10 protein-coding genes and 1 pseudogene are annotated in these 11,788 nt (G+C 45.0%); 8 read left to right on the top strand and 3 right to left on the bottom strand.

Features of this window, described 5'->3' with window-relative positions:
- The 3 genes from A3735_RS30520 to A3735_RS07960 form a co-directional block, all read left to right on the top strand.
- Positions 1-195: hypothetical protein (locus A3735_RS30520; protein WP_197485755.1), on the top strand; the 195-nt coding region annotated here is incomplete at its 5' end.
- A 20-nt stretch (positions 196-215) separates the two neighbouring features.
- Positions 216-341 (top strand): YacL family protein, encoded by a 126-nt coding sequence (locus tag A3735_RS32260; protein ID WP_197469622.1) that lies wholly within the window; start codon positions 216-218, stop codon positions 339-341.
- A gap of 14 nt (positions 342-355) precedes the next feature.
- Positions 356-589 (top strand): YacL family protein, encoded by a 234-nt coding sequence (locus A3735_RS07960; RefSeq protein ID WP_197469623.1) that lies wholly within the window; start codon positions 356-358, stop codon positions 587-589.
- Positions 590-606: 17 nt separating this feature from the next.
- On the opposite strand, the gene phaC is transcribed toward A3735_RS07960, so the two are convergent.
- From phaC to A3735_RS31775, 3 genes and pseudogenes are all read right to left on the bottom strand, one after another.
- Entirely contained in the window at positions 607-2,394 is a 1,788-nt protein-coding gene (phaC, locus tag A3735_RS07965) for a class I poly(R)-hydroxyalkanoic acid synthase (protein WP_068513780.1), read from the bottom strand.
- Between the two features lie 154 nt (positions 2,395-2,548).
- The gene (locus A3735_RS07970) at positions 2,549-2,929 is read right to left on the bottom strand and encodes a phasin family protein (RefSeq protein WP_068511741.1); all 381 of its coding nucleotides are present in this window, start codon (positions 2,927-2,929) and stop codon (positions 2,549-2,551) included.
- A gap of 144 nt (positions 2,930-3,073) precedes the next feature.
- Positions 3,074-4,425 (bottom strand): annotated as a pseudogene (locus A3735_RS31775) (acetyl-CoA hydrolase/transferase family protein).
- Between the two features lie 201 nt (positions 4,426-4,626).
- Between A3735_RS31775 and A3735_RS07980 the strand changes: the two are divergent.
- The 5 genes from A3735_RS07980 to A3735_RS08000 all read left to right on the top strand — a co-directional run.
- Positions 4,627-5,634 (top strand): zinc-dependent alcohol dehydrogenase family protein, encoded by a 1,008-nt coding sequence (locus tag A3735_RS07980; protein ID WP_068513777.1) that lies wholly within the window; start codon positions 4,627-4,629, stop codon positions 5,632-5,634.
- 71 nt (positions 5,635-5,705) lie between these two features.
- Positions 5,706-6,818 (top strand): GGDEF domain-containing protein, encoded by a 1,113-nt coding sequence (locus tag A3735_RS07985; protein ID WP_068513774.1) that lies wholly within the window; start codon positions 5,706-5,708, stop codon positions 6,816-6,818.
- Positions 6,819-7,039: 221 nt separating this feature from the next.
- Positions 7,040-8,728, top strand: coding sequence for an acyl-CoA dehydrogenase family protein (locus tag A3735_RS07990; protein ID WP_197469631.1), 1,689 nt, complete (start codon positions 7,040-7,042; stop codon positions 8,726-8,728).
- A gap of 189 nt (positions 8,729-8,917) precedes the next feature.
- On the top strand, positions 8,918-10,939 hold the full coding sequence (locus A3735_RS07995; protein WP_068513771.1) for a protein meaA: 2,022 nt from the start codon (positions 8,918-8,920) through the stop codon (positions 10,937-10,939).
- Positions 10,920-11,788, top strand: an 869-nt coding sequence (locus A3735_RS08000) for a GTP-binding protein (protein WP_068637882.1), incomplete at its 3' end; no start/stop codon positions are given. The genes A3735_RS07995 and A3735_RS08000, both read left to right, overlap by 20 nt.

An 11,788-nucleotide genomic window follows, 5' to 3' on the forward strand; every position in this document is an offset into this window, starting at 1 on the left:
AAACATATGTCCTTTGGTTCAACCGAGCCTCAACTATGCTTTAAGTTTAAGCTGATCGACCCTAAATTCCGCTTTGATGAAATCACCATCTATCAACGCCTTATCTTCAACCTTAGCTGGTCACCTGAAAAGTTTACTGAAAACGATCAAATTGTAGAGCACCTGGTTGAAGATGGTGATTTGGAAATGTTTTAATCAAACAACAGAGGCCAAAATTGGATTACGAGTTTTTGTTTGATGAGAGTTCCCAGCCGCAAGCCCTATTTTCTAGCGGCCATGAAGCTATCGCTACTTACTTCAATATGGAGCTAAAGACTATCGTCGCAATTGACGAGGTTTAACAATAATAGACAAAGTGGAAAAAGGACAAATCACTCAATACCACTTTCAAGGCTCTGAATTTCAACTCAGGTTAGACAAAGTGGGAGCAGAAGTTCTTGCGAACGCTCTCGGTTATGAGGTCTACGAAGAGCTTCCTGAAAATACAGAATTATATGACCAGGAGCTCCAGGCAGAATGTGGTTTACTTGACTTCCAACAAGCCTTGCTAGAATGGCAGCGTTTTATTAAAAACAAAAGCCTGCCCTAGAACGATAGTTTCTTCTATCAGTTCATCACACCAAGCTTACGTTTTACATAGGTACCAGGGGCATCACATAAGACTTCAAGCTTTCCTGCTTCGGGCAAACGAGCTTCGATCTCTTCGCCTTTATAGGGCTGGAGCCAGTCGTTCCAATGTGTCCACCAACTGCCTTTATGGTGCTCACTCGCCGCGAGCCACTCATCCGCATCGTCAACAATATTCTCATTCGTCCAGTAAGAATACTTCTTCTTCGCTGGAGGGTTAACAATACCCGCTATATGACCGGACTCACCCAGCACAAAGGTTGCGTTGTCTTTGCAGATTTTGGCACCTTCATAGGTAACACGCCACTTGGCAATATGATCTTGATGGGTACTGATAAAATACAAAGGTACTTCTATTTTGGACAAGTCTATTTTGGTGCCATTGACCGCATAAGCACCTGGTTTAACCAAACGATTTTCCATATAGAATTTTCGCAGCATCTCGTTATGACAAGCACCGGTGATATTAGTACTATCGGAGTTCCAGTATAAAAGATCAAAAGGCGTCGGAGACTCACCCTTTAGATAGTTCTGGATATAGTAATTCCAATACAGAGAGTTCTCACGCAGTTTGCTGAATGAAACCGCCATCACTCTGCCATCGAAGTAGCCTTTTTGATTATTCTGATGTTCTATCGCTTTAATCGTATGGTCATCGATAAATACACCAATATCTCCCGGATCAGAGAAATCTGTCAAGGTCGTAAAAAGCGTTGCTGACTTAACACGAGGCTTTAGCTTACGCGCAGCCATATAGGCTAGCGTAGTCATTAATAAGGTGCCGCCAATACAATAGGCCGCCGCATTGATTTCACGGATCCCCGTTTGTTTTTCAACCACTTCTAGAGCATGTAATGCACCGTCGGTGACATAGCGGTCGAAACCGATATTCCGCTCTTTTTCAGTCGGGTTCAACCAAGACACCATAAAGACGGTCTGCCCCTGCTCTACCGCCCATCGCACGAGGGAATTCTTTTCTGATAAATCGAGAATATAGAATTTATTGACGAAAGGTGGAATGATCAGCAAAGGCGTCTCAGTGATTTTATCGGTAAGCGGAGAGTATTGAATCAACTCAAACAACTCGCAACGATAAACAACCTTTCCTTTGGTGGTCGCAATATTTTCACCTAGCTGAAAGGCCTCATCATCCGTCATGGTGATTTTTAAGGTATCAGCACTTTTTTCCAAGTCTTTTACAAAGCGCTCAAAGCCCTGCACCAGATTGGCACCGCGAGTTTTAATCGTAAGACTTAAAAGCTCTGGGTTTGTAGGAATGTAGTTTGAAGGTGATGCGGCATTAACGAGCTGCCTGACAAAAAACTCTGCTCTGCTACGCGTTTTATCATCAAGGCCTGGCATAGAATTAATGCTATCTAACCATGCACGACCGGTCACCAAATAAGCTTGCTTGATAAAGTTAAAATAAGCGTTTTCAACCCAGCCTTCATCACTAAATCGAAAATCTCCTTTTTCCGCCTCAACGACCGGCTCAACCTCTCGACCCGCAACCTGCGATAAAGCCGACTTAACGACACGAAAGTAATTCTTGCCCAAGTCTGCCGTTTGCTTTGTCGTTTCCCAAGGATGCTTTACAACCTCTTGGACATACTTTAGATAAGACTCTGTAGCATCACTGGCAACAGCCTGCAAGCTACCATGCTCTTCATTCAATTGAGTTGAAAGGTAAGTTAAAGCGCGCTGGCTTTCTTCCATTGCCTTGGCACTCATTTTCCAATAGGGATTATCAAAAAGGTTTTTCGTCATAAGAGCGTGTTCCTAATTATTCTTATAGAACAGGCAGCCAAAAGGGCTAAATACCCAATCTAGAGGTATAGATAGCGGTATGGAGAAAGTGCCTGCGAAAAAAGTCATGAACGGCCAGAACTGCTAAGTAGTACTGGCCTTCATTGTCATACCACTACTTTGCTTTACTTGTCGCTTTAGCAGCTGGTTTTGCTTCAGTTTTGGGCTCTGAAGCCGACTTCATAATTTCTTCCAACTCTTCACGAAACTTACTTCCAGCATCGCTAAGTGCTTGAATATCAGTCATCATCTGCTCGTTTAGCTCGCCAAAAGCTTCCATCTGCTCTTTAAAGAAATCCTGTAAAGACTCAGGGTCCTTTACTTCGGTAAATGCTTTAAAACGGGCCGATGCAAAGTCTGAATATTTTTTCGCCGACTCCATTTGTGCTTTGAAGGTTTCCTGCATAGAGCTGGTCATTAACTCACCAACTTTACTCATAGGCGCCAGTGATTCCTTTGCTTTTTCGTTTAGATCTTTCAAAAAATCTGTATTCAATTCCCTATCCTCATCACTGGGTTTAACAAAACATATCCTTGGCATATTAAGACACTTTTATGTCAGAGATATTTCTATTCGATTGTAATACTAGAAAGGAATAATCCTCAATGACCCAAGTCATAAAAGCGTCCCTCTCTTTAACTATGAAGCAATTTCTGCACCGGGCAACTTTCGCCCACTTTTTCCCAAAGCCCCCATTGCTCGGGCACTATCGATCAACTCTTGCTGAAACCTGGGATGCGCCAGCTGTATTAGTAGCTCAGCCCTTTCACTTAAAGATTTACCCTTTAAATCTACACAGCCATTTTCCGTCACAATATAATGCGTATCCATACGGGTATCGGTCACAGCCCCACCCTCTATGCGTGGGACAATTCGACTCACCTGACCTTTTTTTGCTGTAGAATGAAGCGCGATAAAAGAACGGCCATTCTCGGCCATATAAGCCCCCTCACAAAATCCAACTGCCCTCCGGTGCCTGAAAACTGCTGACCATTCATATGCTCTGCATTCACCTGCCCCGTCAAATCAACTTCGATTGCAGCGTTTACAGAAACCATATTATTGTTCTTACTGATCACTGCCGGATTATTCACCCAGGAAGCAGGATAACCAACGATCGAAGGGTTATCATCCATAAAGTCATACATCGCTTTGTCACCCAAAGCTAAGGTAAACACGTGCTTGTGCTGCATCCAGAATTTTTTCTTACCGGTCAGAACTCCCCACTGAATCAACCTAACCATCGCGGGCGAAAACAACTCAGAGTGCAGGCCTAAATTTCGGTGGCTATCTAACATTCCGAGCACCGCATTTGGCACACCACCAACTCCCATCTGCAATGTATCTTCATCATGGATATGTTCTGCAATCTGACTGGCAATTATCTTGTCTATTGGACCAGGCTCAGATAATTGCGTTTCGCACAGAGCCTCATCATGTTCGACCAGTGCATCAATCTCGGAAATATGAATGGTACATTCACCAAACGTTTTAGGCATATTCGAGTTAACCTCAACCACCACTCGCCTGGCTTTACGAATGACACTCGCGCCATAGTCGGCATTAGTCCCCAGACTAAAATAACCGTGTTTATCCATACTTGAGACTGCCACCATAAAACAATCCGGTGATATATGGGCAGTCAGCAAACGTCCAACCTGATGAAAATTAGTCGGTACAAACTGCATCCATGCTTCATCTTTTGACTCAGCCAGCGCTTGTCGGTCTGAGGCGCTTAAGAATAATGGCCTGGGCGAGATCCTCCCCGACAAAGACGGTTTAAGAAGCGTATTACGTAGATGTTCTGAGCCGTGCATGTAATACAAATTAAACGGCGCAACTCGCTCTTGTTCAGCGCATTCACTTAGCCAGCTAAGAAGTAGACGCGGCATGGCAACACTCATTCCCAGTATCAGGTTTGATACGCCAAGCATCTGCCCGGAAAGCTGCTCCTTGGAAATTTTCTTCGATTGATAAACGGCTTCAAGCATCTTGCTACTCCCCTTAAGATTCTTTTACTGTAAACCCAGTTTGAACAAACATTCTTAAGGCGGCGTGTTAGTTTAGTGAATTATTTCTTACAGGTGTGATTTCAGCTGCTTATGTCTTTTAAAAACCTATAGCTTTTTTGAGCAACATCAGCTTCAATATTGCACCAAATTAACGACCCTTCTAGCGTGAACAGCCAAACTATGAAAGCCCTAAGCATAAGCTCTCCACCAAACCTGGATAGCCTTGAACTGATAGAACAAGATCAACCAGCCCCGTTACCAGGCCAGGTAGGAGTAAGAATACGCTCCATTGGTTTGAATCGAGGCGACCTTCTATTCTGTCAAAACCGCTACTTTATCAAGCCAAACCCAGGAAGCAGGTTAGGCTTCGAAGCCGCCGGGATTGTTGACGCATTACCAGCTGACGGTAAAAGTAACTTTAAGCTAGGTGACAAAGTGGCCCTATGCCCAATGAGCTTTGATGTTCATTCACAAGGCACACTGGCAGAATATGGAGCCTATAACGAAGCATCGCTCATACCGAGCCCTGACTCGGTACCCGATGAACACTGTGGCGCAATCTGGATGGCCTACTTCACTGCCTGGGGAGGCTTGATTGAAGCGGGAGGCCTCAAACCGGGTGAAAATGTCGTTATCACCGCAGCATCAAGTTCCGTGGGTATCGCGGCTACCCAAATCGCCAACATGATTGGCGCAAACCCCATAGCCACCACAACTAGTCAAGAAAAGGCAGAAATACTGAGCCAACTCGGCGCACCGCATGTCATCGTCCAAGACAGAGATGATGAAGCTAACCTCAAATATGCCGAAGAAGTGATGAGCATAACCCAGGGAAAAGGAAGCGACCTGGTATTTGATGCCGTGGCAGGCCCTGGCACACATGGCCTGGTAAAAGCCTCAACACGAGGCGGTAGAATTGTAATTCAGGGAATGCTCGACAGGCGGCCCATGGATATTCACGCAGGTGTATTGATGAAGCGCTTGTTGACGCTAAAAGGCTATACGGTCGACCAGACACTAGAACAGGAGCAACAGAAGCAAAGAGCCATTACTGCAATTCGTCGCGGATTTAGCGAAGGTCATCTACAAGCAGTTATTGCTCAATCCTTTAGTTTGTCCGATTATCAGTCAGCTTTTTCAACCTTGTCTCTTAATAAGCATATTGGGAAAATTATTATCACGCCCTAGTAAGGAATGCTTTATACTGCCAGATATATAGACGCAAATAATAAAGATAAACCGGAAGGCCAGAATAAAAAATGCCTCATTACCATCAACAACTGCAAAGCCATGCTTTAGCTGACCTGACGAATAGAGCAAAGAGCGGCATATTAACCTATTTTGGTGTTTGGGTAATTCTGGCTTTTACCTTCAACCTTGATCAAGTCAACCCCAGCTTTCTCTATCTAAACACGGGGCTAATCATATTATTTGCTGCCTTGCGAATTGCTCATCTATTAATACTTAACCGTAGCCCCTCACCTAACATTCCCGTCTTACATCAATGGCTTGTCATCACTATTCTTGGTGCAGCACTTCATTGGGGCTGCATGTCGGCCTGGGTTATCTATGATGACAGTTTAACAGTGATGCAAACCGCTATTTTAATTATTACCCCCGCCTTCACTGTCGGCGGTGCTAGTACACTGAGCATATCTTCGGAAATCCGGACTCTCTACCCTATCTTTATGCTTCTGCCCGTGATTGGCGCCTTGATTCATGATGGCAGTACCAGCAACTTAATGTATGCCTTGTTATGCAGTATCTGCCTGACTTACATATTCACCTCTTCCAAAGCGAGCCATAACGACTACTGGTCTGCGATTACCAATCACTTGGTTGCAGAAGAGAGGGCTGAGCTCATGGAACAATTAAGCACCACAGATCCGCTCACACAGCTAAAGAATCGAATGTTCTTTGATAAAGAATACAGTAAAGAGTGGAAACGCTGCTCGCGAATGTCCTGCCCATTAAGTCTCATTATGATTGACCTGGATTTCTTCAAAAACCTCAATGATAACTATGGTCACATGTTTGGCGATGACTGTTTGAAGAAAACAGCCAAAGCGATCAACGATGAGGTTGCCCGACCTTCTGACTGCGTCGCACGCTACGGCGGTGAAGAGTTTATCGTTTTGCTACCTAATACAAACAAAAATGGTGCCGAGAATATTGCCAAGCGCATGCTTAAGGCAGTATCAGACTTAGAGTTCGAAATAGATGGTCAAGTCATCAATATTACCTGCTCCATTGGTGGTGCAACCACGACACCAAATTTTCGTAATGACCGAAGCGAGTTAGTAAAAGAAGCGGATACTGCACTTTATTACGCAAAAGAGCATGGTAGAAACCAATATTATGCACTTTCCTGAAGTCAGCACACGCCAGCTTAATTTATAAGTAGTACCAATTAGATATAGACCTGGCAACAAATACTTTTCCCAACTAACCAGCTAAATTCATTCGAAAGAAAATATAGCCTCAGCCAAAAGCTTTTTTTACCCTTTTTTTTCCTATATTATGGCCGGTTAATTATAGTTAACACCCATTTTTTTAGATTTTTTTCTACGTATTTACATTAGGAGATTCCCCTTTGTCTGGACAAGCATCAACGCTAATCTCGAACGCACGCGCTGTCGTCAGCCACGCGCAGAATGCCCTCAACACTTCTCTAAGCCATATCAAGCACCTGTGCTTGAACGAAACGGGCCGCCTTTCCGGGCATAAATTAGACGAATACCAGGTTGTATCCTATGACCTCGCCTACGCTTCTGCTGAAATTGCAGCCGCTAGCTCAATCTGTGATTACGCTGAAAAAATCAGAGCCTCTAAAGGCGAACAAGAAGAACTCTACCTCGAAGAAACGATTGCATTGATGTTCTGTGCTGAAGCCGTACAAAGCACTAAAGCTCGTCTAGCCACCAAACCCAGAGAGTTTGGTTTGTCTAAAGAACAGTTTGCTGAAAGCTTTGACAACGATGCTGTTGTGGATTTCTGCGACACCTACCTGCAAACTGCTAAACTTGTTGAGCTTGGTAAAATCATGCTAGGTCAAGATGGCTGCACAACTGATCCTTTACTTGATGAAGATAAAGAAATCATGCGTGAATCATTCCAGCGCTTTGCAACAGACGTTGTCATGCCAAAAGCAGAGCATATTCATCGCGAAGATTTGATGGTTCCTGATGAAATTCTAAAGCCATTGGTTGAAATGGGCTGTTTCGGTTTGTCTATTCCAGAGCGCTACGACGGCTTACAGCCAGACGACCGTGAAGATAACATGGGCATGATCGTTGTAACTGAAGAACTGTCTCGTGGCTCTTTAGCCGCAGCAGGTAGTTTGATTACACGTCCTGAGATTCTTTCTAAAGCTCTCATGGCCGGTGGTACTGAAGAACAGAAACAATATTGGCTGCCAAAGCTAGCTTGGGCTGACCCATCCTGCGCAGTTGCCATTACCGAGCCAGATTTTGGTTCTGACGTTGCAGGCATGAAACTAAAAGCTGAAAAAGTTGACGGTGGTTGGGTACTTAACGGCGCGAAAACATGGTGTACTTTTGGCGGTAAAGCTGGCGTTTTGTTAACACTAGCGCGTACTAACCCTGATCCAGGCTTGGGCCACAAAGGCTTAAGCATGTTCCTAGTTGAAAAACCTTCTTTCGACGGCCATGATTTTGAATACGAGCAAGAAGGTGGCGGTAAGCTAAGCGGGAAAGCAATCCCAACAATCGGTTACCGAGGCATGCACTCTTTCGACGTATTCTTCGATAATGTCTTTGTTCCAGACAGCCACTTGTTAGGTGGTGAAGAAGGCCTGGGTAAAGGCTTCTATTACACGATGGCAGGTTTCTCTGGTGGACGTATCCAAACTGCTGCACGTGCAAATGGCCTCATGCAAGCCGCTTATGAGCGTGCGATCAGCTACTCACAAGAACGTAAAGTATTTGGCCAGCCTGTGGGTGAATACCAGCTTACCCTAAGCAAACTATCTCGCATGGCGACCTTGATGACCGCTTCGCGCCAGTTTACCTACGCCGTAGGCCGTTTGATGGATGAAGGCAAAGGCCAGATGGAAGCCAGCCTAGTGAAACTATTTGCTTGTAAGTCTTCTGAGTGGCTAACACGTGAGGCATTGCAGATTCACGGAGGTATGGGCTATGCAGAAGAATCAGCAGTGAGCCGTTACTGGATTGATGCCCGCGTACTCTCTATCTTTGAAGGTGCTGAAGAGACTCTTGCACTGAAAGTAATTGCCAGAACCCTAATCGAGAACGCAGCGTAGATTGCGATTTGATTCTCAGCCAGCCAAGCTGTTGTGCTGGCTAAGCAAACCCTAAAAGAGATCATTCAAAAACTTTCCTATTGAAAGACGCTTTGACCGATCTCTAATAAACATTGAACTAGCGACATGCAGTGTCGAGGACAGAGCCTCAAGTACTCTCGGAATCGACCCACATCGGAATGAAGTAACATGAGTGAGCAAAATAAAGCGCATCTGATCTACGATAAAGAAGATAAGCCGAGCAAAGACCGTCCGTGGATTTTCAGAACCTACGCCGGACACACCAATGTTTGGGCCTCCAATGAGCTTTACCGTAATAACCTGGCAAAAGGCCAGACGGGTTTAAGTATTGCAATGGATCTCCCCACGCAATGTGGTTACAGCTCCGATCATGATATTGCGAAACCCGAGATTGGCAAGGTCGGCGTGCCGATCAATTCACTCGATGACATGGCAGTACTATTCGATAACATTCCTTTAGAGGAAATGAACACCTCGATGACCATCAATGGTACATCCATGTGGTTATTATCTTTGTATGTTGCTTTAGCTGAAGAGCGTGGCATAGATATTAGCCAGCTTAAAGGCACGACTCAAAATGACTTGATCAAAGAGTACCTGGCACGTGGTACCTACATATTCCCACCAGAAGATTCTATTCGCATTATCGTCGACATGTATGAATACTGCTTGCACAACATTCCTTCATGGAATGCTTCAAACATTTGCTCATATCACCTTCAAGAAGCCGGCGCGACGCCTGTTCAAGAACTCGCTTTCGCTCTGACAACAGCAATTACAATTCTGGATGCAATCAAAGAACGTGACTGCTTCAATGAAGAAGAGTTTGAGCGTTGCGTTGGCCGAATTTCTTACTTTGTAAACGCTGGTATGCGCTTTGTAGAAGAGACCTGCAAAATGCGCGCATTTGGCGAAATGTGGGATGAGATCACCAGTGAACGTTACGGTGTTAAGAACCCTAAATACCGTCGCTTCCGTTACGGTGTTCAGGTTAACTCTTTGGGTTTGACTGAAGAACAGCCAGAAAACAATGCATGGCGTATTCTGATCGAAACATTAGGCGTGACACTTAGCCGTAACGCACGTTGTCGCGCACTTCAGCTACCTGCCTGGAACGAAGCTCTATCCCTTCCGCGCCCTTGGGATCAGCAGTGGTCACTGCGTCTTCAGCAAGTTATGGCTTATGAAACTGACTTGCTTGAGTACCCTGACCTATTCGAAGGCTCTAAGGTTATCGAATCAAAAGTAGCTGAGCTAAAAGAGCAAGCCTTTGCAGAAATTAATAAGATTCTAGATATGGGCGGTTGTGTTGAAGCTATCAAGACCGGTTATATGAAGTCTTCTCTTGTTTCTTCTCAAGGCGAGCGAATGAGCAAGCTGGCTCAAGGCGAGCAAGTTGTGGTCGGTAAGAACAAGTGGACAGACGGTATTGAATCACCACTCGTTGGAGACAGTGACGGCGGTATATTTATGGTCGACGCTGAAGCTGCTCAGAAAACCATTGATGCCTTAAACAATACACGAACCAGCCGCGATGCCGCCCGTGTAGAAGCTTCTCTAAAAGCCTTGGCTGAAGCCGCAAAAAATGGCGAAAATATGATGGCAGCCTCTATTGAATGTGCAAAAGCGCGCGTAACCACGGGCGAATGGTCAGATACCTTACGTGAAGCCTTCGGCGAATTCCGTCCACCAACAGGTGTTGATGGTCAGGCGCTGACAATCGAGTCAGATACCCTGGAACAGGTTCGAGCTAAAGTTGAGCAATTCATCGAAACGAATGGCTATCGCCCTCGTATCGTCGTTGGCAAGCCGGGCCTTGATGGCCACTCAAATGGTGCTGAAATGATTGCTGTTGCAGCGCGTCATGCAGGCTTCGATGTTATCTACTTCGGTATTCGCTTAAGTGCTGCAGATATCGTGCAATCGGCTTTGGAAGAAAACGTCGATGTGATCGGTATTTCATTGCTTTCTGGTTCTCACAACGAGATTATTGATCAGTTATTTGAAGAGTTAGAAAACAATAATGCCAAGGATGCGATTCCTGTCATTCTGGGCGGCATTATTCCAACACCAGACTTTGAATCACTTCAAAGCAAGGGTGTTAAGCGCATTTTCACGCCAAAAGATTTTGACCTAATGGCAGTGATGAACGAGATCATGGACGTCATTAATGCACAAAAAGCAAACTAAGCCTGATCTTGCGCTTGATCAACTGACTGCACAAATGCAGTCAGAGCTACCTGAGAAAGTCGCGCAGCAGTTAGAGCAAGCAGCCAATCTAGAGAAGTGGCCAATTGCCCAACTAATTTCGGTCTTTGAGCGAAATACCACGCAGAACTTTGTCACTCGGCACCAGATTGTCTCTTATCTAGAAAAGAAGCAATCTGGTAACGACAAACAAGGTATGGTCTTGGGTATTACCGGTACGCCCGGTGCAGGTAAGTCGAGTTTAATCGGCGAGCTTTGCTTAACGCTGCTTAAAGAGCGTTCGGACATGTCGATCGCTGTCTTGGCGATAGACCCTTCTAGCCATGAGTCTGGCGGCGCCCTGCTCGGCGACCGGACACGGACAATTTTCCCGGTAAAAGACAAGCGACTATTTTTCCGATCTCAAGCCTCGCAGCAAGACTTGGGTGGAATGAGTAAGCAAACCTTCCACGTAACGCGCTTGCTAAGAAAAATTTTTGATCTGATCATCATTGAAACGGTCGGTATCGGCCAAAGTGAGATTGAAGTTCAGAAACTTAGCGACCATACCTGCCTGGTAATGCAGCCATTGGCTGGCGATCAGGTTCAGTTTATGAAAGCCGGAATCATGGAAGTCCCGGACACCTTTATCATCAATAAATGTGATGAAGATAATTTAGCGAAAAAAAGTCTGCACTTGCTTAAATCGAGTCTAAAATTAGCCAGTATTTATGTAGAAAATGCCGGTGATAAAAAGCAAGCAAATGTTAAAGATATATTTTTAACCAGCGCAATAAAGCGCAAAGGTATTACTGAACTGGCTGATCACGTACTTGCATATCGCGACCAAGC

The sequence above is a fragment of the Oleiphilus sp. HI0061 genome (assembly GCF_001635675.1).

Bases quoted from the DNA above. Each gene is read 5' to 3' on its own strand.
- A3735_RS07995 (WP_068513771.1), top strand. From the start codon at position 8,918: ATGAGTGAGCAAAATAAAGCGCATCTGATCTACGATAAAGAAGATAAG.
- A3735_RS07985 (WP_068513774.1), top strand. From the start codon at position 5,706: ATGCCTCATTACCATCAACAACTGCAAAGCCATGCTTTAGCTGACCTG.
- A3735_RS07980 (WP_068513777.1), top strand. From the start codon at position 4,627: ATGAAAGCCCTAAGCATAAGCTCTCCACCAAACCTGGATAGCCTTGAA.
- phaC (WP_068513780.1), bottom strand. From the start codon at position 2,394: ATGACGAAAAACCTTTTTGATAATCCCTATTGGAAAATGAGTGCCAAG.